At 38.1% G+C, this 25952-nt stretch carries 26 protein-coding genes; 7 read left to right on the top strand and 19 right to left on the bottom strand.

The features are described from left to right. Nucleotides 1-5 precede the first annotated feature (5 nt). The gene (locus tag RMA94_RS13245; protein WP_005076121.1) at nt 6-701 is read right to left on the bottom strand and encodes an MBL fold metallo-hydrolase; all 696 of its coding nucleotides are present in this window, start codon (nt 699-701) and stop codon (nt 6-8) included. 191 nt (nt 702-892) lie between these two features. Between RMA94_RS13245 and RMA94_RS13240 the strand changes: the two genes are divergently transcribed. Together RMA94_RS13240 and RMA94_RS13235 are read left to right on the top strand one after the other, a co-directional pair. Beyond that, nucleotides 893-2164 (top strand): sigma-54 dependent transcriptional regulator, encoded by a 1272-nt coding sequence (locus RMA94_RS13240; RefSeq protein ID WP_311083333.1) that lies wholly within the window; start codon nt 893-895, stop codon nt 2162-2164. A 69-nt stretch (nt 2165-2233) separates the two neighbouring features. Next, a complete protein-coding gene (locus RMA94_RS13235; protein WP_311083331.1) occupies nt 2234-3145 on the top strand; it encodes a bestrophin family protein in 912 nt (303 codons plus the stop codon). Between the two features lie 47 nt (nt 3146-3192). On the opposite strand, the gene RMA94_RS13230 is transcribed toward RMA94_RS13235, so the two are convergent. The 6 genes from RMA94_RS13230 to RMA94_RS13205 are packed head-to-tail and all read right to left on the bottom strand — an operon-like array spanning nt 3193 to nt 10042. After that, nucleotides 3193-4251 (bottom strand): 2,3-butanediol dehydrogenase, encoded by a 1059-nt coding sequence (locus RMA94_RS13230; protein WP_044103219.1) that lies wholly within the window; start codon nt 4249-4251, stop codon nt 3193-3195. Nucleotides 4252-4280: 29 nt separating this feature from the next. Beyond that, a complete protein-coding gene (locus tag RMA94_RS13225) occupies nt 4281-5066 on the bottom strand; it encodes an acetoin reductase (protein WP_104074564.1) in 786 nt (261 codons plus the stop codon). Between the two features lie 26 nt (nt 5067-5092). Continuing rightward, nucleotides 5093-6496, bottom strand: coding sequence for a dihydrolipoyl dehydrogenase (gene lpdA / locus RMA94_RS13220; protein WP_311083327.1), 1404 nt, complete (start codon nt 6494-6496; stop codon nt 5093-5095). 10 nt (nt 6497-6506) lie between these two features. After that, nucleotides 6507-8045 (bottom strand): 2-oxo acid dehydrogenase subunit E2, encoded by a 1539-nt coding sequence (locus RMA94_RS13215; protein WP_311083325.1) that lies wholly within the window; start codon nt 8043-8045, stop codon nt 6507-6509. Nucleotide 8046: 1 nt separating this feature from the next. Beyond that, on the bottom strand, nt 8047-9066 hold the full coding sequence (locus RMA94_RS13210; protein WP_004792520.1) for an alpha-ketoacid dehydrogenase subunit beta: 1020 nt from the start codon (nt 9064-9066) through the stop codon (nt 8047-8049). Nucleotides 9067-9079: 13 nt separating this feature from the next. Continuing rightward, on the bottom strand, nt 9080-10042 hold the full coding sequence (locus RMA94_RS13205; protein WP_001177517.1) for a thiamine pyrophosphate-dependent dehydrogenase E1 component subunit alpha: 963 nt from the start codon (nt 10040-10042) through the stop codon (nt 9080-9082). 362 nt (nt 10043-10404) lie between these two features. Between RMA94_RS13205 and lipA the strand changes: the two genes are divergently transcribed. Together lipA and RMA94_RS13195 are read left to right on the top strand one after the other, a co-directional pair. Then, nucleotides 10405-11391 carry a lipoyl synthase gene (gene lipA / locus RMA94_RS13200; RefSeq protein ID WP_032034987.1) on the top strand — a complete coding sequence of 329 codons (987 nt, stop codon included), beginning with the start codon at nt 10405-10407 and terminating at the stop codon, nt 11389-11391. Nucleotides 11392-11547: 156 nt separating this feature from the next. Continuing rightward, on the top strand, nt 11548-12687 hold the full coding sequence (locus tag RMA94_RS13195) for a transcriptional regulator (protein ID WP_311083322.1): 1140 nt from the start codon (nt 11548-11550) through the stop codon (nt 12685-12687). 48 nt (nt 12688-12735) lie between these two features. On the opposite strand, the gene RMA94_RS13190 is transcribed toward RMA94_RS13195, so the two are convergent. After that, a complete protein-coding gene (locus RMA94_RS13190) occupies nt 12736-13488 on the bottom strand; it encodes a TenA family transcriptional regulator (RefSeq protein WP_002113940.1) in 753 nt (250 codons plus the stop codon). A 320-nt stretch (nt 13489-13808) separates the two neighbouring features. Here RMA94_RS13190 and RMA94_RS13185 point away from each other — a divergent pair, with 320 nt between their 5' ends. Beyond that, complete coding sequence (locus RMA94_RS13185) at nt 13809-15038, top strand: GGDEF domain-containing protein (protein ID WP_017386898.1); 1230 nt, start codon at nt 13809-13811, stop codon at nt 15036-15038. A gap of 244 nt (nt 15039-15282) precedes the next feature. Here RMA94_RS13185 and RMA94_RS13180 read toward each other — a convergent pair whose 3' ends face one another. The 8 genes from RMA94_RS13180 to RMA94_RS13145 form a co-directional block, all read right to left on the bottom strand. After that, on the bottom strand, nt 15283-15999 hold the full coding sequence (locus RMA94_RS13180; RefSeq protein ID WP_017401713.1) for a hypothetical protein: 717 nt from the start codon (nt 15997-15999) through the stop codon (nt 15283-15285). Between the two features lie 330 nt (nt 16000-16329). Further along, complete coding sequence (gene aroC / locus RMA94_RS13175; protein WP_311083317.1) at nt 16330-17421, bottom strand: chorismate synthase; 1092 nt, start codon at nt 17419-17421, stop codon at nt 16330-16332. A 12-nt stretch (nt 17422-17433) separates the two neighbouring features. Further along, nucleotides 17434-18441 (bottom strand): 50S ribosomal protein L3 N(5)-glutamine methyltransferase, encoded by a 1008-nt coding sequence (gene prmB, locus RMA94_RS13170; RefSeq protein ID WP_311083315.1) that lies wholly within the window; start codon nt 18439-18441, stop codon nt 17434-17436. Nucleotides 18442-18677: 236 nt separating this feature from the next. Further along, a complete protein-coding gene (gene trpB / locus RMA94_RS13165; protein ID WP_311083313.1) occupies nt 18678-19883 on the bottom strand; it encodes a tryptophan synthase subunit beta in 1206 nt (401 codons plus the stop codon). Nucleotides 19884-19919: 36 nt separating this feature from the next. Beyond that, on the bottom strand, nt 19920-21107 hold the full coding sequence (locus RMA94_RS13160) for a VWA domain-containing protein (RefSeq protein WP_000498060.1): 1188 nt from the start codon (nt 21105-21107) through the stop codon (nt 19920-19922). A gap of 15 nt (nt 21108-21122) precedes the next feature. After that, nucleotides 21123-21974, bottom strand: a complete 852-nt coding sequence (locus RMA94_RS13155; RefSeq protein WP_002113662.1) for a MoxR family ATPase — start codon at nt 21972-21974, stop codon at nt 21123-21125. 29 nt (nt 21975-22003) lie between these two features. Next, a complete protein-coding gene (locus RMA94_RS13150; protein WP_025469819.1) occupies nt 22004-22390 on the bottom strand; it encodes a hypothetical protein in 387 nt (128 codons plus the stop codon). Then, nucleotides 22383-22688: a YcgL domain-containing protein gene (locus tag RMA94_RS13145; protein WP_005069366.1), complete on the bottom strand. Its 306-nt coding sequence runs from the start codon at nt 22686-22688 to the stop codon at nt 22383-22385. Before RMA94_RS13145 ends, RMA94_RS13150 begins: the two co-directional genes overlap by 8 nt. Before the next feature lie 471 nt (nt 22689-23159). Here RMA94_RS13145 and RMA94_RS13140 point away from each other — a divergent pair, with 471 nt between their 5' ends. Continuing rightward, nucleotides 23160-23324, top strand: coding sequence for a hypothetical protein (locus RMA94_RS13140; RefSeq protein WP_002113596.1), 165 nt, complete (start codon nt 23160-23162; stop codon nt 23322-23324). A 72-nt stretch (nt 23325-23396) separates the two neighbouring features. Here the strand turns inward: RMA94_RS13140 and RMA94_RS13135 are convergent, their stop codons facing one another. The 3 genes from RMA94_RS13135 to RMA94_RS13125 form a co-directional block, all read right to left on the bottom strand. Beyond that, nucleotides 23397-23732 carry a hypothetical protein gene (locus RMA94_RS13135; protein WP_311083311.1) on the bottom strand — a complete coding sequence of 112 codons (336 nt, stop codon included), beginning with the start codon at nt 23730-23732 and terminating at the stop codon, nt 23397-23399. A gap of 179 nt (nt 23733-23911) precedes the next feature. Continuing rightward, on the bottom strand, nt 23912-24178 hold the full coding sequence (locus tag RMA94_RS13130) for a hypothetical protein (protein WP_014206661.1): 267 nt from the start codon (nt 24176-24178) through the stop codon (nt 23912-23914). Nucleotides 24179-24275: 97 nt separating this feature from the next. Next, nucleotides 24276-25127: a LysR family transcriptional regulator gene (locus RMA94_RS13125; RefSeq protein WP_311083309.1), complete on the bottom strand. Its 852-nt coding sequence runs from the start codon at nt 25125-25127 to the stop codon at nt 24276-24278. Between the two features lie 118 nt (nt 25128-25245). Here RMA94_RS13125 and RMA94_RS13120 point away from each other — a divergent pair, with 118 nt between their 5' ends. Further along, nucleotides 25246-25920, top strand: a complete 675-nt coding sequence (locus tag RMA94_RS13120; RefSeq protein WP_311083306.1) for an NAD(P)H-dependent oxidoreductase — start codon at nt 25246-25248, stop codon at nt 25918-25920. Nucleotides 25921-25952 lie beyond the last annotated feature (32 nt).

Below are 25952 nucleotides of genomic sequence, written 5' to 3'. Positions count from 1 at the left end.
CCACCTTATAATTGTGAAATTGAGCCGCAAGCCTGATTGGCAGGAAGTGCTTTATCGATTTGTTTTGGATATGGCAGATTTAAGTTATTCATTAATTCAATAAAATCTTCTCGTGAGCGATTCTGACCTAAACGTGAGTTATTTAAACGTTCATTACCGATCGTTGAAGACAAACGACCTTTATAATCGTGTCCCGGATATACAATAGTGTCGTCAGGTAGGCTAAAAAGTTGTTTATGGATACTGTCATAAAGTGTGCCCGCACTACCTTGCTGGAAATCGGTTCGACCGCAGCCGTCAATTAATAATGCATCACCAGTGAAAACCATGTTTTCAACCAAGTAACTCGTACAAGCATTGGTATGACCTGGTGTATAGCGCGCTTCAATACTGAGGTTGCCAACTTTAAGCATGCAACCATCTGTAATTAAAATATCTCCGCAACTTACATCTGAATTACGGTGTAAAACCGATTTGCAATCGAGACGTTCCCGAAGCAAATTCGCAGCGGTAATATGGTCTGCATGAACATGGGTATCTAAGGTATAGATGAGCGTAAATTGATGCTGCTCTAATTCTTTGGCATAAATCTCTATATCTGATGCGACTGGGTCAATTAAAACAGCCTCTCGTGTTTCTTCACACCCAAGCATATATGTATAAGTCGAACTTTCTTTTTCAAAAAACTGCTTAAAGAACATGATTTATACCCCAATAATTTATTTCTTTCCTATATTTTGCAAATAAGATGCCAATTATTTAAAATTAAATAATAAATATAAAAATTAAATACTTAAAATAAAAAATGAAATTAAAGTTAGAAAACAAACGCAGCTTGATGTTCCTATGAAACTCAAGTATGTTTCAATGAAACGATTGTGAAACATATGAAATGGCAAAGTTAAATTTTGAGTCAGAACAAGATTTTTTTATTTTATTTGAGCAATTAAAAGCTTTATTCCCAAATGCGAGTCTGTTTTTAGCAGACACAACGACTCAAGCAATTCACTATAAATTTAATACAGACGATATTTCTGTAGAGAGCATGGCAGCGCTTACTCAAGACCATCATAATCAGTATCTTGAAATTAATACTCCTAAAATGAGAAAGCGATTCATCTATCAGGAAAATGATATTTACATCGCAGAGCATCGCATTATCGGGAAATTGCATATTCTACAGCCCGTTAGCATAGAGAATGATATTGCTGATCAAGTAGAGCTAACAGAACAATTGCAAGACTTGGCTAAAGTTTTCAATAGTTGTTCACCAGAAATGACTCGTATGTTTTCAATTATTCAAAGAGTGGCAATTACTGAGTTTCCAGTGCTCGTCCGCGGCGAATCTGGTAGTGGTAAAGAACTTGTGGCAAAAGCAATTCATGATTATAGCCAACGTAAAAATAAGATTTTTGTTGCGATTAACTGTGCAGCTCTTAATGCCAATATTCTAGAGAGTGAACTTTTTGGACATGTGAAAGGTGCTTTTACGGGAGCAATTCGTGACCATAAAGGCGTTTTTGAACGTGCCGCAGGTGGAACACTGTTTCTAGATGAAATTGCCGAGATTCCTTTAGAGCTTCAAGCTAAATTATTACGGGTGTTAGAAACAGGTGAATTTACTCCTGTAGGTGGTGAAAAACCAATTCAAGCCAATGTCCGTATTATCACTGCAACGCATAAGGCGCTACGCGAAGAGGCTAAGGCTGGGCGTTTCCGTCATGATTTACTCTATCGTTTGCGTGTGATTCCAATTTTTATACCACCACTCAGAGAACGAAAAGTCGATATTCCACTCATTGTCGATCAGATTTTAAAAGAAAGCTCAACTCAACTCGACACCATGCCTCGGCATGTTAATCAAAAAGCCATGCAAATTTTATTAAACTATGACTGGCCAGGAAATGTTCGTGAGTTAAAAAACACCCTCCTTTATGCGTTAACCATGGCAAATGGTAAAGATGAAATTGAGGTCGAAGACTTACCAAATGAACTCTTAAATGCTGAAGATTACGTTAAATTACCCGAGACAAATACAGAGCTTAGTCCTGAAAATGTACAAGCAGCTTTAGAAAAATATAACCATAACCTGAATATGGTCGCGAATATTTTTGGAATTAGCCGCACTACTCTTTGGCGATACAGACAAAAGCATAAGCTTTAGCTAGGTATTTGGCTCGTCTAAGGCGTATCATATTGCACTAGGTTAGGTTCGTTAGTTCAAAGGCTTTATATGATTGTCCGCGATAAAAGCAATGTATTTAAATTATTATTTGCTTGGAAAGGAACAATTTTGCCGAAGGTTTTACCTGCACTGAGTTTTGTTGTCCTTATTTCAGCATGTGTAGTCTGGCTCTCTTATTATCATTGGATTCAAATTCCTACCGTACCTGCGATTGGATTTACAATATTTGGTGTGATTCTTTCGATTTGTACGGGTTTTCGAAATAATGCGTGTTATGACCGATGGTGGGAAGGTCGCAAACTTTGGGGTGCACTAATTGCCAATGCTAGACATATTGTTAGAGATAGCCATGTTCTAACCAATGAACAACGTGAACATTTAATTCATCAGGTCTTAATTTTTAGTAATTTACTGCGTGATCGTTTACGTCAACAAACAGTCGAACCCACAAAATTTCTTGAACATGCCTATTTAAATAATTCTTCACTTAAGTATTTAAATGAGCATATTAATGCCCCTCAGTTTGTACTCGAAAATATTCAAAAAGATTTAGTTAAAATACTAAAAGACGGCGAAATTAGTGACATTATCTATAGCACCTTAAATCGACATATTGTTGAGCTAGGCAATATTCAAGCAGGTTGTGACCGTATTGCTGGGACACCTTTACCCTACTCATATTCAGTACTTTTACACCGTGCCGTTTATTGTTTCTGTTTCATATTACCGTTTAGCCTTGAAGCAGCTCTAGGTATTTGGACACCGCTTATTGTCGGCTTAATTGCTTATATGTTTTTAGGTTTAGATGCCCTAAGTGCTCAAATTGAAGAACCTTTTGGTTTGCAAGAAAATGATTTACCGCTCGATTCAATTGTACGTTTGATTGAACGTGAGTCTCTAAGCTCTTTAGGACAGCCATTGCCGCCTATTATTGAAGCTCAAAACAACAACTTACTTTAATAAAAAAGAGCGAATCATCGCTCTTTTTTATAGGCATAAGTGTCTATTTATGGATGTACAATAATCTTAACGGCTGATTCATTGTTATGAATTAAGGTTTCAAAACCTTTTGAAATCAAATCATCAAGTTGAATGCGCTGGGTAATAAAAGGTTCCAGATTTATTTTACCTTCTTCGACCAGTTTAATGGTTTCTTGATGGTCATTTACGTAGGCAATTGTGCCTCTTACATCGAGCTCTTTCATTACAACACTGTGCACATTAATTGATGCTGGGTGGCTCCAAATCGAAACTATAACGATCACGCCTGTTGGTTTCACTGCCGCAACCAAAGTATCTAATACCTTGTTAACGCTACTACATTCAAACGCAACATCAACACCATCTCCATTAGTAATTTTCATAACCTCAGAAACAACATCAACTTCTGACGGGTCTAAAATATAATCTGCGACTCCCGACTCTTTGGCTTTTTCTTTACGTTTTGCACTTAGCTCAGTAATGATGACCTTAAGCCCTTTCGCTTTTAAAATTGCCGAAAGCAATAAACCAATTGGGCCGGCTCCGCCAACCAGTGCAATGTCACCAGCCTTTGCACCACTGCGCACATAGGCATGATGACCTACCGATAACGGTTCAATTAAGGCCGCCTGATCCAGTGGAATTTTATTGGAAATTGGATGCACCCAACGGCGTTTAACCGCAATTTTCTCCGATAAGCCACCGCCACGACCGCCTAAACCAATAAAGTTCATATTTTTGGAAAGATGATAATTATCGCCCGGTCCAGTCGGTACATCATCCGCCACAATATAAGGCTCCACGACGACATGTTGACCAATTTCAATATCATCAACACCTTCTCCTACGGCATAGACCACACCTGAAAATTCATGTCCCATGGTAATCGGTGCAGATTCACCTGAAATAGGATGCGGATGTCCACACGGTGGAATAAAAATTGGCCCTTCCATAAACTCATGTAAATCTGTACCACAGATTCCACACCAAGCCACCTTGATACCTACAGTGCCGGGAGTGACTTCTGGTTCAGGGATATCTTCAATACGAATATCGCCTCTGTCATAAAAACGTGCTGCTTTCATTATTATCTCCCTCAAATCAGGATGTTGTTTTAGCGATAGACAATTCCGCCGTCTGTTAAAATGGATTGACCCGTAATATAGTCCGAATCTTCACTTGCCAGAAAAGCAACTAATGCGGCTACATCGTCTGGTGTTTGGGCTCTACCTAAAGCAATACCTTCCACATACTTTTTATAAGTTTCACCAATTGCGGCACCGGTAATTTCAGCAAAACGTTTATCGATTTCAACCCACATATCAGTTCCGACAATTCCGGGGCAATATCCATTTACCGTAATACCGTGACTGGCATATTCTTTTGCCGCAGCTTGGGTAAGTGCTCGTACCGCAAATTTGGTTGCCGAATAAATACCGAGTAAAGCAAACCCATCATGGCCTGCGATTGAGCAAGCATTAATGATTTTACCTTTATGTTGGCGTTGCTTGAATTTTGCAGCAGCAGCCTGTATTCCCCACAGCACGCCACCAATATTAATATCAACAATTTTTTGAAATTCATCCGGTGTGATATCCGCAATCGCTTGAACTTGTGCAATTCCAGCATTATTAATTATGACATCAAACCCACCAAGGGTCTTCTCAGCATGATTTATAGCGGCATACACTTGCTCGCGGTCACTTACGTCGGCAATAAATGTACTCGCATTTACGCCTAAAGCCTGAATTTCTTGCTGCACATCATTCAGTCGATCTTGTTTCATATCAACTAATGCGATGTGTGCCCCTTCTTGCGCCAAGCGCAGGGCAATCCCACGGCCAATGCCTTGAGCTGCCCCCGTCACTAAAACGACTTTATTTTTTAATCCCTTAACCATATTCAACTCCTGTAAATGCAGAATTTCTACATATGAATCGCTCGTTGCATTGAAGCCAAAATGGATTCATGCATGGCTTCTGATAATGTTGGATGCGGGAAAATCACTTGAGCTAAACTTTCATCAGTTGCTTCCAAGTATTTGGCAATCGCAAAGCCCTGAATATGTTCAGTCACTTCATGACCTACCATGTGTGCACCAAGTAATTCACCCGTTTCTGCATGAATAATAGTTTTCACAAAACCTGACGCATCTCCAATTGCCAAAGCTTTGCCATTTGCGGTTAAAGAAAACTTGCCGATTCGTATAGGTAGATTCTTAGCTTTTGCTGCATTTTCTGTTAGACCAATACTCGCCACTTGTGGATGAGTAAAAATACAACCCGGAATCTGGCTACGATCGAGTGAATGGACGTTTGTTACACCAGTGATTTTCTCGACACATATCATGGCTTCATGGCTTGCTTTATGGGCAAGACACGGTGCACCAGCCACATCACCAATTGCATAAAGCCCCGCTACGTTGGTTTTACAATAGTCATCAATTGCCACAAAACCTTGTGGGTTGAGTTCTACACCTAAACGTTCTAGTCCTAGCCCCGTGGTATTAGGCTGTACACCAATTGCTGAAAGCACACGGTCGAAAATAATCGTTTGAACGTCATTTGCTGTTTCAATCACACAGTGGACTTGATCATTTTCAATTTGAATACTTTGAACGACAGCATCGGTTAAGACTTTCATTCCTTTTTGTTCAAACTGTTTTCTGACAAATTGAGCAACTTCTGCATCTTCGGTTGGTAAAATTTGTTTAGCCAAATCAATTAAAGTTACCTGACAACCCAAGTCTTGATAAAGACTAGCAAACTCACTGCCAATCGCTCCCGAGCCTACAACCAATAAGCTTTTTGGTAACTGCTCGGGAACCAGTGCTTCTTTATAGCTCCAGACATATATTCCATCGACAGGAAGTTGAGGAACATGTCGGGCTTTAGCTCCAGTTGCCAAGATGATATGTGGCGCACTTAAAACCTGACTGTTACCTTGAGCATCTGTCACTTCAATTTTTTCTTTCGCCGTAAGCTGAGCACGACCATTAAAAACCGTCACCTGATTCTTTTTAAGTAAATAATCGATGCCTTGTACTAACTGAGCTGACACTTGGCGGCTATGTTGCACAAGCTTTTGAATATCAAAATCGAGTTGGGATACCTGAAAACCAAACTGTCCGGCATGTTTAAACTGGGTTGCAAGCTCTGCTCCTGCAAGCAAAGCTTTAGTTGGAATACAGCCCCAATTTAGACAAATTCCGCCTAAATGTTGCTCTTCTACAATTGCGGTTTTTAACCCGAGCTGGGCTGCACGAATTGCAGCCACATACCCACCCGGTCCCGCGCCAATCACAATTAAATCAAATTGAGCTTCTGACATGCGGGTTCTCCTACACCAAAATTAAAGCAGGGTTTTCAACAAACTGCTTAAAGCTGGCCAAGAATTTCGCCCCAACTGCGCCGTCAATGACTCGGTGATCGCATGACAACGTCGCTGTAACAATCTCACGAACCACTACATTGCCATTTTCAACAACAGCACGTGATTCAGAAGCACCTAATGCCATAATTGCACCTTGCGGAGGGTTGATAATGGCGTCGAACTGTTTAATGCCTAACATTCCTAAATTTGAAATGCTAAAGCTCCCCCCCTGAAACTCGTCAGGTTGCAACTTGCCAGTCTTAGCACGGGTTGCCAAATCACGCATGTCATCGGAAATCTGTGCTAAAGACTTCTGATTTGCAGCTTTCACAATGGGTGTAATTAAACCGTTTGGAATCGCTACAGCCACCGAAATATCCGCTTGAGAGAACTGTAAAATTGATTGAGTCGCCTCATCAAATTGAACATTCACTTCAGGTACTTTAATCAGTGCCGCAGCAGCTGCTTTAATTAGCATGTCATTAATAGAAAGTTTGACTTGAGGAACCGTTTCATTAATCTGCTTACGTAATTTTTGCAAAGCCTCTACGTTGAGATCGACCACTAAGCGGAAATGCGGTGCATTACGTTTTGCAGCTTGTAAGCGTGAAGCAATCGCTTTACGCATCCCATTCATCGCCACAGTCGTAATTGTTGATTGTGGTTGAGTAACAGCACATTGAGCAGATTGTTCATTTACCGACGTTGGTTTATTACGATAGTAAACTGCCTCAACATCTTCTTTACAGACGCGACCACGAGTACCTGAAACACGGCAGTCATTTAGGTTAATACCCCATTGTTTTGCTAAACGACGTGCTACAGGTGTCGCTAAAACTTGGCTATCATCGGCTGTAGATTTAAACACTTTAGCTTGAGTTTGCTGTTTAATATCAGGCCATTGACCACCAGCAGCCTGTACAGCTTTCTGGATGTCTTGAACACTAATACGTCCTTCACGACCAGAACCCGTGATTTTTGCCAAGTTTACATTGTGCTTTTCTGCAAGCTTTAACGCATGTGGTGTTGCAAAAAAAACATCAGATGTTTGATAGCCTTGTAATGACTCTGGTACAGCGTAGTCATCTTTCGCTACCTTTGCAGGAGCTGAAGCACTAGCTGCTACAGTCTGTGGTTGTTCTGCTTTTTCAGCAACAGGTGCAGATGTTTCTGCTTTGCTTTGCTCCGAAGGTGTTTCAGGGGCTTTAGCTGCTGAACCACCTAGTGATGCAATAAACTGCTCAATTTCTGCATCAGAAACTTGGCTTTCAGCACATACAGCAATAAGACCACCAACAGGTAAAGTATCACTATCTTTCGCTAAAATTTTACGGAGTGTTCCAGCAAAAGGCGCTTCTAACACATTGACGATTTTTGTGGTTTCAATTTCACAAATTTCATCGCCCTTATTAAAGCTATCACCCTCTTTAATCAACCATTGGGCGATCGTGCCTTCTTCCATGGATAATCCCCATTTCGGGATCTCCAGCGTTTTAATTTCGCTCATCCTAAGCCTCCAATGTTTTTCGCACAGCTTGCTCAATACGCTCTACACTTGGAATCCATTCTTTTTCTAAAACTGGAGAGAATGGAACAGGCGTATGTGGTGGCGTTACAAGTTCAACAGGTGCTTTCAAATAGTGGAAACCTTTCTGTGCAACTAGTGCAGCAACATCATGTCCAAAACCACAACGTGCAGCTGATTCATCCACAATAACCACACGTCCAGTCGACGCAACAGACTCTAAAATTCCTTCTTCATCCAGAGGTGAAATTGTACGAGGGTCTACCACTTCAACCGAAATACCATCTTTTGCCAATTTGTCTGCCACTTCATTAGCACGATGTACCATCAAGCCTAAAGCAATAATGGTCACGTCTGTCCCTTCACGGGTGTAATTTGCTACACCAAAAGGAATGGTATAGGCATCATCTGGAACTTCGCCTTTAATGTCATAGAGCATTTTATGCTCACAGAACACCACAGGGTCATCATCACGAATGGCCTGAATTAATAGCCCTTTCACATCATATGGGCTAGATGGAACCACAACTTTTAAGCCCGGAACCGCGGCAAATACGTTATATGGTGACTGAGAATGCTGAGCTGCCGCAGAAAAACCTGCGCCAATCATGCCACGTACAACCATTGGCGCTTTTGCTTTTCCGCCAAACATATAACGGAATTTAGCGGCTTGGTTATAAAGCATGTCATGACACACGCCATAGAAATCCATAAACATTAAATCAGCAACAGGACGTAAACCTGTTGCAGCCGCACCGGCGGCCATACCGATAATTGCAGACTCGGTAATTGGTGTATCAATCACACGTTCTGAACCAAACTCCGTCCATAAACCTTTGGTTACACCAAGTACCCCACCGAAGCCTTCAAGCTCGTTCTCTTCGGTATTTTTACCGCCGTGCCCACCACGAACATCTTCACCAACAACAAATACGGTTGGATCACGACGCATTTCTGATTCAATGGCTTCTTTAATTGCATTACGAAAACTTTTATTTGGCATCTTTACTATTCCTTTAGTAAGAGACATAGACGTCAGTAAGGAGTTGTTCTGGTTTTGGATAAGCCGCAGCACGAGCTTTAGCAACGGCATCATCAACATTTGCCTTAGAAGCTGCATCAATCTCGTCTAGTTTGGCTTCATCAATTTTGCCTTTGACTTTTTCGCGGAAAATTTTCAAAGGATCTTTATTTTCTTTGATGAACTCGACTTCTTCTTTAGAACGAATCAAGCCAGGGTCACCTTCGAAGTGGCCATAAAAACGGTTTGTAATGGTTTCAATCACACTTGGACCTTCACCACGACGTGCACGTTCAATGGCAGTTTGAGCAGCTTCATAGACGGCAAAGAAATCGGTCCCATCAACTTTAACTGCAGGTAAACCAAAACCTGCTGCACGACCAGCAATGTCCTTGCTTCCTACTGCGTAATCATGCCCTGTTCCTTCACCAAAGCCGTTATTTTCGAAAACGAAAATTACTGGAAGTTTAAGTACAACAGCCATATTCATCGCTTCAAAAGTAAGGCCTTGGTTTGAGCCACCGTCACCTGTAAAAGACAGTCCGACCCCACCAGTCTTTAAGGTTTTCGCTGTCAACGCCGCACCAATTGCTAAAGGAGGTCCACCACCCACAATCCCGTTGGCACCGAGCATACCTTTATCTAAATCGGCAATATGCATAGAACCACCTTTTCCACGGCATAGCCCGTCATCTTTACCGAAAATTTCCAGCATCATGGCGTGAATGTCACAACCTTTTGCAATACAGTGTCCATGTCCACGGTGTGTTGAAGTGATATAGTCTTTGTCGGTTAAATTTTCGCAAATCCCGACTGCTACAGCTTCTTCACCACTGTATAAGTGAATAAAGCCAGGAATATCACCATTGGTATTTTCTTCGTGAAGTCGATCCTCAAATTCACGAATATCGCGCATGCGTTTATATGCTGCGAGTAATTGCTCTTCCGTTAATTGCATATCCTTTTCCTTTATTATCTTGATTATTAAAAATCAACCAAGTTTCAGCGAGAGTTATATATTTCGCTATAAATAATAAAGCTCAATTTAATTTAATATGCTATTAGACTAAAAAGTTTTAAATGGTTTTTATGGATATTATTTTTTATTTTTCAAAAACTTGTACAGCAAAAATAAAATTAAAAAATTTTAATACATTTCATTGGCTTGTGAAACAAACCTTTAACCAACCTTTATTAATTTATAATATTAGCTGTGTACTACGCTCATTAATAAACTCTATGTCCTTTATTTAAATTATAAGGATTTTTATTATATAGAGTCTAGTTAAATATTATTTAATATAAAATGGAATTTTATATATGGACTTAAAAAGGCAAATAGAAACTGGTATTAAATTAAGAGGAGCGGATAAAGTTGCTCGCATTCCGATTAAAATTTTACCTACAGAAGAGTTACCGACTAAACCTGACTGGATTAGAGCCAAAATAACCGATTTTGAAGAAATTAACCGCATAAAAAATTTGCTACGCCAACAGAAGTTACACAGTGTTTGCGAAGAAGCGGCGTGTCCAAATTTACCGGAATGTTTTGGTGGAGGTACGGCAACATTTATGATTATGGGCGATATTTGTACTCGTCGTTGCCCATTTTGTGATGTCGCTCATGGTCGCCCAAAACCGCTAGATGAAGATGAACCTAAGCACCTTGCAGAAACAGTCGCAAATCTAAACTTAAAGTATGTCGTGATTACCTCTGTAGACCGCGATGATCTACATGATGGCGGCGCTGCACATTTTGTAAAGTGTATTGAAGAAATTAGGAAACGTTGTCCAGAAACATTGATTGAGATTTTAGTACCAGATTTTCGCGGTCGTTTAGAAACAGCTCTTTCGACTTTGAGCTTATCGCCTCCAGATGTGTTTAATCATAATATTGAGACCGTTCCTCGTTTATATAAAGCGATGCGCCCCGGTTCAGATTATCAACATTCACTAGAGTTACTTAAACGCTTTAAAGCATATTGTCCCGATATCAAAACCAAGTCTGGCCTGATGGTTGGATTAGGAGAAATAGAGGCTGAAGTGCTTGCCCTACTCAACGATTTAAAAGATTATCAAGTCGATCTTGTCACGATTGGTCAATATCTTCAGCCTTCAAAATCACATGCACCTATTCATCGATTTGTAAATTTACAAGAATTTGAACGATATACCCGACACGGTAAGCGATTAGGTTTTAAAAATATTTGGAGTGCACCTATGGTTCGTTCTAGCTATTTTGCTGATCGACAATATTTTGGAGAAGAAGTGCCAAAGCCTTTCAGCCGACAAGATGTCTTATCTTAATGATTAGGCAATTAACAAAACTTATCCAATAGGATAATGGTCAAGACTTATAAAATTATTTAAGGTAAGGAGATAACTAGGAAATAGTCACAATAAGAAAGTTATAACTGTTGAGCGGCTACGGATACGCCATTTCAATGATAAAGGAATTTCGATATGGATATGTCAGAACAATTATCATCGCCTTTAATAGACACTACTCCGTCCTTATTTCGGCCGGAATCCTCATCTCATTCTAAACAATTAGGAAAAAAACCATCACTTGACCTTGAAGCAGCACCTTTGTTTGATCTGGGTGAGGAATGGGAACACTCATTATTTGGTCGTTCGATTCACGAGTGCCATCGCAACTTAATGCATATTGCCGAAGATGCCGATATGGCCATTGGTGTGACTGATCCTCATGGTACTCTACTTTGGACATGGAGTAGTCACCCTATGCGCTCATCGGCTGAGCAAGTCCACTTTGTTGAAGGTGGTCAGTGGTCTACTCAGGCAGTAGGTCAAAACGCCATTGGTCTAGCATTAAATACACATTCTGCAAGCTGTGTTTACTCACATGAAAACCAAATGAATAGTGTCAGAGACTGGGTCTGTTATGCAGCCCCAATAACTGATACAAATACAGGTCAGTTTTATGGAATTATGAATTTATCGACTAAATATCAAAAACATAATTCACTTGGAGTTTTAGCAGTAGAGCGTTGTGCTGACATTGTTAAACAAGCAATTCAATTTCATCAGAAAAATATCTTATATATTAAAGCTTTCGGCACTCCTAAAGTTCAATATAACCAACACAGCCTTACATTGACTCAACGTCAAATTGAGATTCTGTGCATCCTAACCCTTTGTCCCGAAGGAATTAATCTTGAAGAACTTCACTATGCTTTATATGGTGATCGGCCTGTAAGTACCACCACTTTAAAAGCAGAACTTTCTCAACTCAGAAACCTAATACCTGACGTTATCGAGTCGCGACCATATAGACTTAACTGCGAAATTCAATGTGATTTTTTAATGGCCGAACAAGCCTTAAACCTTGGTTTTACATCAACTACGCTTACACTCTATAGAGGAAGTTTCTTAGCTAAATCAGAAAGTCCTTTTTTATGCGCATGGAGAGATTGTTTTGATGCTCGTTTGAGTCATGTGATTTATCAAATTGAAGATATTGATCAATTATTGCGAGTAGTCAGTCGTGTACCAGACCGTGTAGATGCTGTTGAGCGTTTACTTGAATTATTACCCGAAGAAACACCTTATCGAACTAAACTCTTAAAGTTGCTCGAATAAAATAAAAGGGAGAATATCCATACGATATTCTCCCTTTTTAAGGCTAGATCAAGCAGAGGCTTGAAGCTGTACCCTATAGCAGTCGTCCAAAGCTAATTCATAATATCGCAGCCCTTCTTCAGCAGCATGAAATGCTTTTTGCTGCCAGTCAGGACGGTCATTACATAAGCGTTTAATCAACTCCATAGCTTCATATGGATGAAGATCATCGTAATGTGCATGAGCGCGCAACCAAGCTAAAGAACGTTTATCAATCGTGACTTCAGGATGATTAGTATAGGTATGAATACCTTTATACACCTGAATAGACCAATCTCCAGTTGCCCATTCAATCGCCAAATTTGTTGCAGCCAGACATTCTGCCAAATTGCCTCGATGACTCATATTCCATAGAAAATGGTTTACAGCATTCATAGCAGCGGGTGGTCGTACATGATCAAGTTCTTCAACTGTTAAGCCAAAACCTCCAGCCCAATCGCGATACCATTTTAAGTGTCGCTCTTCTACCTTAATATTTTGAATTAACCAATCTCGCGCTTCAGTAACTCCCGGTTCAGAAAATCCAGTCGCTTTCCCCAATGCTCCAGCCATATATGACGGGAAATGGGCGACTAATGGATAGAAATTAAGTAGAGCATAACGGAAACTATCTAGGCTCAATCCCCCATTGGCCATTTCCGTAAAAAACGGATGTTTACTCACCCGTTCTTTAGCTGGTAACAGGTCGTCCCAGAACCGTTGTGACCATCCATTATGCGGCGTAATTTCTAAATTCATTCCATATTGATTTAGAGCAGTCATTGCTAATTTTCCTATTTATATGACAGCAATCATCTGTATTTCACGCTATAAGTCTATCCGAAAATGATAAAGATACAATCGTTAATCGACCATTTGTAACTTTTTTCGATGAATTGGAGAACTTTAGATAATTATTAGGCTAATCATTGAAATGTCGTGATTTTTATCACATTTAACATAGATAAAAATCATTACTTTTTTAAAAAATCTGTATTATTATTTTGAATAAACCACACATTATATAATCAATATTTTTAGATGGAACTTTACTTAAAATAAGTCTCATTTTATGACAACTTCCAATATAGAGAGCATTAATTATGAAGTTGCAGGGTTCCAATATATTGGGACAGGAACAAATAGATTTATTAACCACACGAGGATTAAACTTTGTATGGTTTCCAAAGCAGCTTGAAACGATTTATCGTTTTCAATACCAAAACGGTGCTGCCTATGAGTTCCGCTATAGAGCGCCTATTATTTTAATATTATATATATTTTTAAGCTTTGGTATATATCAAGTTTTACCAAGTGAACAAGTTTTATCCTGGTTTAGCTATTATTCTTGGGTTGGTGTAATTGTTCTTATCGCTTGGATTTTATCATTTATTAAAAAATTAAATCAGTATTTTGATTATTATGTAGGAGTTGGCTCGGCTTTAGCGGTAGCAATTACTTTTATTTTAATTAACGTTATTGAGAATGGACAAGATAATGTTCTTTTTCATGCTGCCATGATGTATGCAATCGTTATTATTTATGGTGCTGTTGGTATGCGCTTTTATACCGCCATATTTGCTGGATGGATGGGAGGACTAGTTGGAATTTTAGTAAGTAACTACTTAAATGGTGTGATCGACTGGACGTTCTTAAACCGAACTTACACTTTTAGTAGTTTTTTGGGAATGACCCTCGCCTATGCAACGGACCGTCAACATCGAGAAAACTATTTACAAAACTGTATGATTGAGCTGAACCGCATTGAGCTCATGCAACAAGCGCAGCAGTTATCCTTACTTTCTCAGCAAGATGCACTTACTGGTTTAGCCAATCGACGTTATCTAGATGAAACTTTGGATAATGAATGGCGACGTGCATTACGACATGAAACCCCACTCACTATTATGATGGTCGATATCGATTATTTTAAAGCATACAATGACACGCTAGGACACCTCAAAGGTGATGAATGTTTAAAAGAAATCGCAATTGCTATTTCTTCTATTGCTGCTCGTAGTGGAGATTTAGTTGCTCGTTATGGTGGTGAAGAGTTTTTACTACTATTCCCAATGACAAATTCTCAGCAAGCTTTGATACAAGTCGAACGTTTAATGAATGCGATTAATAAAATTGCGATTAAACACCCATGTAGTGATGTTTCACCACATGTCACTATTAGTGTAGGAGTCGCAACCACAATTCCACGTCTAAACGATTCTATTTCTGCTTTTGTGGCACGAGCTGATCATGCATTATATAAAGCAAAAACCAATGGACGTAATCAATATAAGATTGCTGTAAATGAAGAACAAATTGTAGATTTAACTTAATAATGGCAAATAACAATTGAGGATAACTTTTGGCTAGTGATTACATTATTTGTTTTTTGATATTAATCTTTTGAATTAAAATAATGAAAGAATTCTCTATTTAGCTTTTCCATCCGTGGTAAAGCTAAAATGTAATCTAGATTTAATATGTACTAAATATTGTTGTTTAGTTCTTAATATTAAATTAAGAATGGTTTAGTTAAGATTAATACATACCTACTCTAAGCTAAAAAATTCCAGTTCATCAGAATTCTCCTTTTAACTTCTTCCAAAGTTTATTTATAAAATAGAGCAATAAGTTTTGCTCCATCCTTGGAGGTGTTGTCTGAACAACTTCATTTGAAAACGGCAATATCGAGACAATATTCTCATGTATCGTTTCATAGTTCGGATAAGCCTCTTTTTTAATAATCTCTATAATTTTTTGTATTTCATCTACAGATAAGTTCAAGAATTTTTTAATTTCTTGGACTGTCTTTGATTCAATAGATAATAAAGCACAAACTCTAGTGACATTAACAATCTGCTCTGCATGAATATTTTTAAAGTTTGGATAACAAACAAGTTTGTATAGAATTTTTGTCTCAAACGGATCTGTAGCAGTTATATTTTCTATTCGTTCTCGATAAGATTTTTTAAAATATTCATTATTTTCAATTTCTAATAAAATTTTTAAAAGCTCCTGATACCTTAAGGGCCTCTTTAATCCATATTGATAACCTTTTAAAAGCTCAGGGTTATTACTTAATACAATTTTAATTTTTTTAGGAATAAGAATATTTGTATAGCCACTGTCTAAATCAATAATATATATATCTGGATTATCATCACTATATATCCAGTTTTCAGATAGCTGAGAGGATAAAGATAAGTCATGAATAACTTTTATCATTGCCTCTAAGTTTTTAGGCAATAGTTTATCCTTTGACATACAGCCAATTCTATATGTACATTGATTCATTGATATTTCCCCAATTTCAATGATGACTTTGAAAATTATTTGTTTAAAGTAATAAAATTTAAATATGTAATAAACTTATATAAAACTAATTTGAATAAAATTAGTTTTAAGATATAAATATCTTGAGTAAGTATAAAATTAATAAGACTTTAATTTCTTACTTAAGCAGATAAATATATTCAGAAATAAATCGCGGGTATTATATTTATATAGAGATTATAAGACAAGGAAATAATTTAAAATTTAATAGAGCCGAATATGATAAAAAAATTAAAGCCCCCAAGTTTAAGTTAAATATGGGGGCTTAATTTACTATAGTCAAAATTATGACTATGGTTCAATTGGTTCAAACGGTGGAACAACATCTGCATTTTGTGCACGATGGCGTAGGAAGTGATCCATTAGGACAATAGCCAACATTGCTTCTGCAATTGGAGTTGCTCGTACACCTACACATGGGTCATGACGACCTTTAGTTAACACATCAGTATCTTCACGGCTTAAATTAATCGTTTTACCTGGTGTTGTAATACTTGCAGTAGGTTTTAATGCAATGGCAACTCGAATCGTCTGACCACTCGAAATACCGCCTAAAATACCACCTGCATGGTTCGCTAAGAAGCCATTACTCGTCAACTCATCACGTGTTTCATGACCAAACTGCCCAGCAACTGCGAAACCATCCCCGATTTCAACCCCTTTAACCGCATTAATGCTCATCATGGCATGAGCAATGTCAGCATCTAGACGGTCAAAAACAGGTTCACCCCAACCTACAGGAACTTTTTCAGCTAAAATTTCTAGCTTAGCCCCGCAGCTTGTGCCTTGTTCACGCAAAGACGTAACCAATGCTTCAAAACGAGGAACAGCATCTACATCACCACAGAAAAATGGATTATTTGGAACTTCATTCCAATCCAGTTTTTCAGCAACTTCATTACCAATTTGAGTGACATGACCACGAATCAAGACACCAAATTTTTCTGCTAAATATTTTTTTGCAATAGCACCTGCTGCAACACGCATAGCAGTTTCACGTGCACTCGAACGACCGCCACCACGATAATCACGGAAACCATACTTTTGTGTATAGGTGTAGTCCGCATGACCCGGTCTAAAAGTCTGAGCAATATTGCCGTAATCTTTCGATTTTTGGTCAGTATTACGAATGAGTAAACCAATTGGCGTACCAGTAGTTTTGCCCTCAAACACACCAGAAATAATTTCAATCTGATCAGGTTCTTTACGCTGAGTCGCAAATTTCGAGGTTCCCGGCTTACGGCGGTCCAGATCTTTTTGTAGATCGTCTTCAGTTAACTCAAGACCAGGTGGCACGCCATCAACAATTGCCATTAAGCCAACGCCATGAGACTCGCCACATGTCGTTACACGAAAGAGTTGTCCAATACTGTTCCCTGCCATATGTACAACTCCTTATGCTTGTTGCTGTTCAAATAGTTTTCTATAACGACGACATTGTTCTGCGGTTAAAGCAAAAATGCCAGAACCACCTTTTTGGAAAGTAAGCCAGTTGAAATCAATCGTATTGAAGTTTTGGCGCATAGCCCATTCAGAATTACCCACTTCAATGACAATTAAACCATCTTCAGTTAAATAATCTGCCGCTTGAACAAGCATTTTACGCACTAGATCTAAACCGTCTTGGCCTGCTGCCAATGCAAGCTCAGGTTCGTGTAAAAACTCTTCCGGTAAGTCAGCCATATCTTCGGCATCAACGTACGGAGGATTACTTACAATTAAATCGTACTGGTTTTCAGCTGGAATCTTGGCAAATAAATCAGATTCAAGTAACGCAACTTGATATTGCTTATTGTGGTGTTCAACATTAATCGATGCTACTTCTAAGGCTTCTTTAGAGATGTCCGTTGCATCCACTTCCGCATCTGGATATGCATAAGCCAAAGCAACAGCAATACAACCAGAACCTGTGCACATATCTAAAATACGCTGTGGAGTTTTAGGTTTAGCATTTTCTGGCAGGTTGTTAAGTGCTTCACGCATTTGACCATTTTCATCTAAGCAATATGGTGCAAAGCGCTGTTCAATTAATTCAGCGATTGGTGAACGCGGAATAAGTACGCGCTCATCCACATAAAATGGCTTATTAAAGAAGTAAGCTAAATTTAATAAATAAGAAGTCGGAATACGGTCATTAATACGACGTTCTAACAAACTTAAGAATTCTGCTTTTTCACTTGGCAAAAGCTTAGCGTCTAAAATCTCTGAGTCTGCTGACCATTCAAGAGATAAGGTTTGTAAAACTAATGCAGAACTTTCTGCAAAATAATCTTCAGTACCTTGTCCTAAATGTGCATCATGTTGACGTAATGCTGATACCCCAAAGCGAATAAAATCTCGAATTGTAGATAAATTTTCAGCAGCTTCCTGTAAATGTTCAGGGCTAATCGTCGGTCGCTCCACTTAGGCGTCTCCAAAGGCAAATTTTGCAAAGTGACTATTCTACTGAGTGAGACAAAGCAACGCAACGCTTTGCCTTGTGAAGCAGTGTTTTACACACCTATCTCTAACAATCACAGCTTAAAATCAGCATACTTTGTTTTAATTAAGAAATAATGAACTTTTAGCAAAGGATAGATTTCGTCTATGAAATAAAAAAGCGGTCTTTGAAGTTTGACCGCTTTTGATGTTTAGTGGGTTTAAATCTTAAGTTTTTCTGCCACATAATCTGAATCTTTATCTCCACGACCAGAAAGATTAACCACAATCATGGTTTCTTTCGACAGCTTTGGCGCTTCTCGTATTGCCCATGCGACAGCGTGTGAGCTTTCAAGCGCAGGAACTATTCCTTCTACACGAGATAAGGTCATAAAAGCATCCAAACATTCTTGGTCAGTTGCTGTGCTATATTCAACACGGCCTAAATCTTTTAAGAAACTATGCTGTGGCCCAACACCAGGATAGTCCAATCCTGAAGCAATAGAATGCACGGGTAACGGTTCACCAGCTTCATTTTCAAGCACGTAACACGCCATACCATGAATTTGACTTGGTTTACCTAAGGTTAAAGTTGCCGAATGCATGTGAGTTTCTAAACCATGTCCTGCTGGTTCAACCCCAACCAATTTCACATCCGAATCATTTAAAAATGCCGTAAAAGCACCGATTGCATTTGAACCGCCACCAACACATGCGACAACATAATCTGGGTTTTTACCAAAATGATGATGCGTCTGCTCTTTAATTTCATTGCCAATAATCGATTGAAAATCTCGAACCATTTTTGGAAATGGATGTGGTCCAACCACAGAACCAATGGCATATATAAAATTTTTAGGGTCTTTTAAATATTCTTCAAACGCGCTATCTACAGCATCTTTTAAGGTTGCTGTACCACGTGTTACTGAAACTAAATGAGCACCCAAAATTTTCATTTTGACCACATTAGGGTGTTCTTTTTCAATATCGACTTGTCCCATGTGAATTTCACATGGAATACCAACTAAAGCACAAGCCGTGGCTAAAGCAACGCCATGCTGTCCCGCACCAGTCTCGGCAATAACTTTCTTTTTGCCCATATATTTAGCAAGTAGAGCCTCACCTAAACAGTGATTAATTTTATGAGCACCTGTATGATTTAAGTCTTCACGTTTTAAATAAATTTGTGCACCGCCTAACTGCTCAGAAAGACGTTTTGCGTGAAATAAAGGACTTGGACGACCTACATAATTTGAAAAGAGGTCTGATAATTCATTTTGAAATTCTGGTGTATGGCGAATTTCTTCATAAGCAACATTAATTTCATCCATTGCTTCTTTTAAATGCGGAGGAATAAATTGGCCTCCATATTCACCAAAAAATCCCTGTTCATTTGGCAAAGCAATACCATTAATTTGATGTTGCATATCATCCCTCTTTTTAAATTATTAAAGTTATCAAGTTTATCGAGAAAGGTAACGCGTCAGATCCTCAATACCTTTTAGGGTCATTGGATACATATGGTTTTCAAAAATCTCTTTAATCCAACCAATGGTTTGAGTGTAATGCCAATACCCTTCAGTTTCAGGGTTTAACCATGCTGTTTTATCAAAATGTTGACGTAGGCGACGTAACCAAACCTCACCTGTTTCATCATTCATATATTCAACCGAGCCACCCACCGATTTCAGCTCATACGGTGCCATACTGGCATCACCTACGACAATTACACGATAGTCGCGTCCGTAAGTATGGAACAGATCCCATGTATTCATGCGGGTTGCTGTTCTTCGGTAGTTATCTTTCCAAACATAGTCATAGAGACAGTTATGAAAATAAAAGTATTCAAGCGTTTTGAATTCGGTTTTAGCTGCGCTGAAAAGCTTTTCACATTGGGCAATGTGTGCATCCATCGAACCACCCACATCAAACAACATGAGTACTTTGATTCGATTGCGACGCTCTGGCACCATCTGAACATCCAAGATACCTTGTTTGGCTGTTTCTCGAATAGTTCCATCAACGTCTAACTCTTCAGCTGCGCCTTGGCGAGCAAATTTGCGTAAACGTCGTAACGCAATTTGCATCTGACGAGTTCCAAGAACTTGGTCGTCATCTAGATTTTGGTATTTCCGTTGTTCCCAGACTTTAACCGCCGAACGTTTACGCCCCGGCCCACCAATTCTGACTCCTTCTGGATGGTCACCAAAAGCTCCAAAAGGTGAAGTTCCACCTGTGCCAACCATACGGTTACCACCTTGGTGTTTCTTATGCTGTTCGCGTAAACGCTCTTCTAGCATCTTCATCAGTTCTTCTAAAGAACCTGCTTTTTGAAGTTCAGCTCTTTGCTCTGGGGTTAAATGCTTTTCGAGAAGTTCTAAATCGAACCAGTCTTTTGGTAATTTATGAACTTGCTTAAGCAACTCATCGATATCAAAAGTTTCAATACCATCAAAGTAATCTTTCATGGCACGATCAAACTTATCAAAAAATCGCTCATCTTTAACTAAAATAGTTTTAGCAAGCTGATAGAACTCTTCTTGGTCAGCAAAAACCAAACCTTCACTCACCGCACGGTTTAGATCAATGAGTTCACGAGTGGTAACTGGAACACCATATTTACGTAAGGTGTAAAATAACCGCACAAACATGGGTTACTTCCTCCCTTAACGTCGAGACATGAAAGCCAAGCGTTCGAGAAGTTGTACATCTTGCTCGTTTTTGATGAGAGCACCATATAAAGGTGGAATAGCTTTAGAGGTATCTCGATTACGTAATACATCTTCAGGCATATCATCTGCCATGAGCAAGCTTAACCAATCAATTAACTCAGAGGTTGATGGTGGTTTCTTCAAATTAGGAATTTCACGTAGTTTAAAGAAAACCTGTAAAGCTTCGTTCACCAATGTTGCAGAGATATTTGGGAAATGAACCGCAATGATTTCTCGCATTGTGGCTTCATCTGGAAACTCAATATAGTGGAAGAAGCAACGACGCAAGAATGCATCTGGTAATTCTTTTTCATTATTTGAAGTAATAATTACAATTGGGCGTTGCGTTGCCGTAATTGTTTCATTCGTTTCATAAACATAAAAAGACATTTTATCGAGTTCATGCAACAAGTCATTTGGAAACTCGATATCGGCCTTATCAATTTCATCAATTAATAATACGCAACGCTCTTCACTGGTGAAAGCTTCCCACAATTTACCGGGTTTAATATAGTTCTTAATATCGTAAACTCGGTCATCACCTAATTGGCTATCTCTTAAACGAGAAACTGCATCATATTCATACAACCCTTGCTGTGCTTTAGTTGTAGATTTGATATGCCAAGTAATCAGTTTTAAACCTAAACTTTGTGCTACTTGTTCAGCAAGTAAAGTTTTACCCGTGCCCGGTTCACCCTTAATCAGTAAAGGCTTTTGCAAAGCACGAGCTGCTTTTACAGCAAGCTTAAGACTATCAGTCGCGATATATTGATCTGTACCGGTAAAATGTTGGGTATCAGCAGACATGTAAAGACCTTATTTTTCTATTTCAATGGTTAGATGGAACGCATGCTTTTGTTTGTTGAATATTTTGACCAACAATATCCAATCACCAAACCTAGACCAACTACAAACAGAATTAAAGATAAATTTGACCAAATCAACGGACTATCTTTAGTTAAAATACCAAAAAGTAGTCCAAAAATAGCAGGTGCTACAGATGCATTCGGTCCTTCAGACACTGTTGGTGTAACTAAAATAGCAAATACAATCAGCCAGCTAATTGCACCAAAGGTGGTAGGAAGACGGCGCATTAATCGCCACCAACACCACAAAGCAATAATAGCGCCTATTCCATAAGCTGTTAAAGCAATAACACCTTCAGGAATAACATCCAAAAAAGAGAATAATTGATTCATTATTCCAGTTTGATCTTCACGCACCACGTAAGCCCTCTGGTTCAACTGCATTCGGGTTAATTAACCCTTCTGGCGGCATCTGAATAAAGAAACCTTTTGTTTGTAATGAGTCTAAAACATGTAAAACATTAACACGCGCCAATTTACGTGTTGGAGCCAACTCTAAATGCATGACAAACGTTGCACGACCAAACGCTTGTAAAACAGCTTCAGGAACATTTTCAAACGGATCAGCTTGTTCCGTATTGTCAGGATAGTTTGGACGAGCAATATACATGTACATTTCATCTTTTTTGCTCGATCTATAAATATCACAGTGCATTTCAAATCAACTCTTGAACTAAGGACAGCATACATGAAAAAAAACGACACACACACGCAGGTTTGTTTACGCATCAGTCGTTTTTTTAATTCTTGAGAAATATTAACCTACAACATTGATTAAGGTCGATAATAACTTTGTTCCTGTTAAAAACAAGGTTCCATATAAAATTAATAAATATTTGATTTTAAATAATTAAACATAATTTTCAAATTTAATAAAATAAAACAATTTTTAGGAAAAAAGAAAAAATGTTCGTTACTGAGTACTTTTTGTGATCTATCTTTAATAATTTCACGATTTAATTCTATGAAATTTATCATATTACAATCAGGTATTACCTTTTTAAATTCACATTTGAGTAAAATTTCTATGCACTTAATACACATTGGGAGACATTACTTAACTGGTTTAAATTTTCAACATGTTTAAATATTAAGTATCTTGTTCATAGATATGGAGGATGAAATTATGCCTCGTGGTGATAAAACTGCTTATACAGCCAAGCAAAAACGTCAGGCCAAACATATTGTTGAGAGTGAAGTAGATAGAGGCCATTCTCAAGAAGAAGCCGAACGAATTGCATGGTCTACCGTCAATAAACAAGATGGTGGCGGTAAGAAAAAGTCCCATTAATATATTAAAATAAATACTTCTTTAGCCCAAACTAAAGAAGTATTTTTTATTTAAGGACGTGTTAATTTTTTTCTAGAAGACGCGAGAGCTTTTTATATAGTCATCGCTTACTTGATTTAAGGCACTCAAAATAGCGCTATCATCTTGACTTAATAGAGCCTCATTAAAACTCTCCATATAAGCAATGAGTTGAGTTTTAGAGGTATGGGCAAATTCTCTCGTTACAGCTTCATCTTCATATAAGATTACATAACTACGTGCGAAACCGTAGATTAGGTAAACTGCTGCTTTTTCTTTTGTATCTTGAGATTCTTTAAGTGACTGCTCACATGCATTTTTTAAGTCTTTAAATGCATCTGTACCAGTAGATTGATTTTTGAAAGATAAAAGTATTGTTTGGAAGTTCATATCCATATTCCACTCAAAAAGTAAAGCTACAGAACAAGATAAAACCTGTCAAATAATATCCTGATTAATATAAATTTAATTGTAAATAAATTTATATTTAACTTCCTCTAGATCACGATAAATCATGCAATAAAAAAACCACTCTTTTTTAAGAGTGGTTTAGTTAAAACAATTATTCATTAGAAGCTTATTTCAATTGTGATCGTAGTACCGGAGTGCTCAATATCAGTTGACACATTAAAACCTCTGCTTCTAAGCTCCTCTTCAACCAGTGTAAGATGATCAGGACTTATAGCATCAACAGGAAACCAGAAAGTTGCTTTTCGCTTCCCCTCTTTAGATTCAGACTCCGTCCCAGTTAAAATTTTTTCCAATATGACGTCTTGATTTATTTTAAAGTTTTTAGCGTTTTGACGAGCTTGTTCAGCATTAAAGTTGTTAAGCATATTTATCTCTCTAATTATTAATCTATATAATTTTATAGCATAAAAAGGCTATATAAGTTTTAGTGTTGTGTAGTTAAAACCAATCAGAGATATAGGTTTATTGATTGAATAAACTTTCCACCCATTCGATAAATTTTCTGGCATTTCTATTTTTAAGATCCTCCTTATTTGGAATGTAGTAACACAGCTTTGATTGAACGGCTTTAGTTTTAAACTCCTGTAAAAGATTCGCCTTAACAAACCTTTGGGTAAGTGTAGTAGAGCAAAATACTAATCCATTGGCAGATAAAGCCTCGTGTATCCCAAAAATTTCCTGATCAAATTTCTTAATCGTCACCCTATCTTGGTTCCATTCATTTTCCTCAAGCCAAGCCTCTAGTGGTGGGCTCGGTAACGCCTTATTTTTCCATTCTGTCGTAAATAAAGTTATTGGCTCACTAGAACATTTAAGCAGATCAAGTTTGGATGAACCAAATACATTAAAAGACTCATATTTAACGATATCTTGAGACTGGACCAAAGATACGTCGCCATATCGAATAGGTAATGTATATAAGTGATTATCTAAAGTTTCACCTGTAGAAAACTCAACTGATATATCGGGATGCAATTGATAAAATTCATTTATTGAAGGAATTAGCAGCATTGCAGCTACTGAAGAAGTACTAGCAACTCTCACTACGTTTCCATTTACTGTTATTTCATCTAGCGCATTTTCAATTTTACGAAATCCTTCAGAAATTGCTCCAGCAAGTCTTTCCCCTGTCGTTGTAAGCGTTATTTTCCTTACCTGTCGATGAAATAAATCAACATTTAACCTGCTTTCTAGATTCGCAATATGATGTGAAATTGCAGTCGGTGTTAGCGAAAGTTCTTCAGCAGCCAACTTAAAACTACCCAATCGAGCGGCTGATTCAAATGCTTTAAGTGCTTGCAAAGAAACTTGCATGCCTCCTCCCCATTTATATTTATAGATGAACTAAAATCATCTATAAATGTAATTTTCTCGTTTGTCTACTTATGTTTTAAAAATCAAAATAAATTAAATCCTAACCCTTCTGGAATTAATGATGAGTAAGATATTACATATAGATGCTAGTGTTAGAGCTGCGATTAACCCCAACCCAAATCATAATTCTATTTCAAAAAATATTGCCAATCGGCTAATCAACTCATGGAAAAAACAACTGCCTATAGATGAGTATATCTATCGTGACGTAGGAATAAATCCACCACCCTTTATTAATCAAGACTGGATTGATGCTGTGTTCACACCTGACAATAAAAGAACCGAAGCTCAATGTGATGTTTTATCTATATCAGATCAATTAATAGCAGAAGTTTCGAGCTCAGATATACTTGTAATTTCTTCGCCTATGTACAATTACGGTATGCCTGCTCAACTGAAAGCATGGTTTGACCAAATTATTCGGATCAATAAAACCTTTGATTTTGACCTTGCTCGGGGAGACTTTCCCTTACAGCCAGTTTTAGCTGGAAAAATTTTAATTATTATCACTTCCAGCGGTGAATTTGGGTTTGAGAAAGATGGGCTTCGGCACGATATGAGTCATCTTGTACCCCACATTCGTACACTGAGCAAATATTTAGGCGTAGAAAAAATTTATGAAATTACTTCTGAGTATCAAGAGTTTGGAGATCATAGGCATATAGAATCATTGGAAAATGCTTTTCAAAAAGCTGAAGAAGTTGTTTCTAAACTTGCTGATTCATTTAGATAATATCTGTAGATTTTAATACTCATTTTTAAATT

The sequence above is a fragment of the Acinetobacter sp. V115_6 genome (genome assembly GCF_031799025.1).
Taxonomy (GTDB): domain Bacteria; phylum Pseudomonadota; class Gammaproteobacteria; order Pseudomonadales; family Moraxellaceae; genus Acinetobacter; species Acinetobacter pittii.
The sequence above is the reverse complement of the archived record's forward strand: the minus strand, read 5'-3'. Positions and strand labels throughout refer to the sequence as shown.

Excerpts from the sequence above, each read along its gene's own strand:
- lpdA (WP_311083327.1), bottom strand. The coding sequence starts at position 6,496 with ATGTCAGAAGCTCAATTTGATTTAATTGTGATTGGCGCGGGACCGGGT.
- RMA94_RS13180 (WP_017401713.1), bottom strand. The coding sequence starts at position 15,999 with ATGAATCAATGTACATATAGAATTGGCTGTATGTCAAAGGATAAACTA.
- RMA94_RS13195 (WP_311083322.1), top strand. The coding sequence starts at position 11,548 with ATGGATATGTCAGAACAATTATCATCGCCTTTAATAGACACTACTCCG.
- RMA94_RS13155 (WP_002113662.1), bottom strand. The coding sequence starts at position 21,974 with ATGTCTGCTGATACCCAACATTTTACCGGTACAGATCAATATATCGCG.
- RMA94_RS13125 (WP_311083309.1), bottom strand. The coding sequence starts at position 25,127 with ATGCAAGTTTCTTTGCAAGCACTTAAAGCATTTGAATCAGCCGCTCGA.
- lipA (WP_032034987.1), top strand. The coding sequence starts at position 10,405 with ATGGACTTAAAAAGGCAAATAGAAACTGGTATTAAATTAAGAGGAGCG.
- RMA94_RS13160 (WP_000498060.1), bottom strand. The coding sequence starts at position 21,107 with ATGTTTGTGCGGTTATTTTACACCTTACGTAAATATGGTGTTCCAGTT.
- RMA94_RS13130 (WP_014206661.1), bottom strand. The coding sequence starts at position 24,178 with ATGCTTAACAACTTTAATGCTGAACAAGCTCGTCAAAACGCTAAAAAC.
- RMA94_RS13145 (WP_005069366.1), bottom strand. The coding sequence starts at position 22,688 with ATGCACTGTGATATTTATAGATCGAGCAAAAAAGATGAAATGTACATG.
- RMA94_RS13210 (WP_004792520.1), bottom strand. The coding sequence starts at position 9,066 with ATGCCAAATAAAAGTTTTCGTAATGCAATTAAAGAAGCCATTGAATCA.
- RMA94_RS13190 (WP_002113940.1), bottom strand. The coding sequence starts at position 13,488 with ATGACTGCTCTAAATCAATATGGAATGAATTTAGAAATTACGCCGCAT.
- RMA94_RS13135 (WP_311083311.1), bottom strand. The coding sequence starts at position 23,732 with ATGAACTTCCAAACAATACTTTTATCTTTCAAAAATCAATCTACTGGT.
- aroC (WP_311083317.1), bottom strand. The coding sequence starts at position 17,421 with ATGGCAGGGAACAGTATTGGACAACTCTTTCGTGTAACGACATGTGGC.
- RMA94_RS13245 (WP_005076121.1), bottom strand. The coding sequence starts at position 701 with ATGTTCTTTAAGCAGTTTTTTGAAAAAGAAAGTTCGACTTATACATAT.
- RMA94_RS13230 (WP_044103219.1), bottom strand. The coding sequence starts at position 4,251 with ATGAAAGCAGCACGTTTTTATGACAGAGGCGATATTCGTATTGAAGAT.
- RMA94_RS13225 (WP_104074564.1), bottom strand. The coding sequence starts at position 5,066 with ATGGTTAAGGGATTAAAAAATAAAGTCGTTTTAGTGACGGGGGCAGCT.
- RMA94_RS13120 (WP_311083306.1), top strand. The coding sequence starts at position 25,246 with ATGATGAGTAAGATATTACATATAGATGCTAGTGTTAGAGCTGCGATT.
- RMA94_RS13240 (WP_311083333.1), top strand. The coding sequence starts at position 893 with ATGGCAAAGTTAAATTTTGAGTCAGAACAAGATTTTTTTATTTTATTT.
- RMA94_RS13215 (WP_311083325.1), bottom strand. The coding sequence starts at position 8,045 with ATGAGCGAAATTAAAACGCTGGAGATCCCGAAATGGGGATTATCCATG.
- trpB (WP_311083313.1), bottom strand. The coding sequence starts at position 19,883 with ATGCAACATCAAATTAATGGTATTGCTTTGCCAAATGAACAGGGATTT.
- RMA94_RS13140 (WP_002113596.1), top strand. The coding sequence starts at position 23,160 with ATGCCTCGTGGTGATAAAACTGCTTATACAGCCAAGCAAAAACGTCAG.
- RMA94_RS13205 (WP_001177517.1), bottom strand. The coding sequence starts at position 10,042 with ATGCAATTAACGGAAGAGCAATTACTCGCAGCATATAAACGCATGCGC.
- RMA94_RS13185 (WP_017386898.1), top strand. The coding sequence starts at position 13,809 with ATGAAGTTGCAGGGTTCCAATATATTGGGACAGGAACAAATAGATTTA.
- RMA94_RS13235 (WP_311083331.1), top strand. The coding sequence starts at position 2,234 with ATGATTGTCCGCGATAAAAGCAATGTATTTAAATTATTATTTGCTTGG.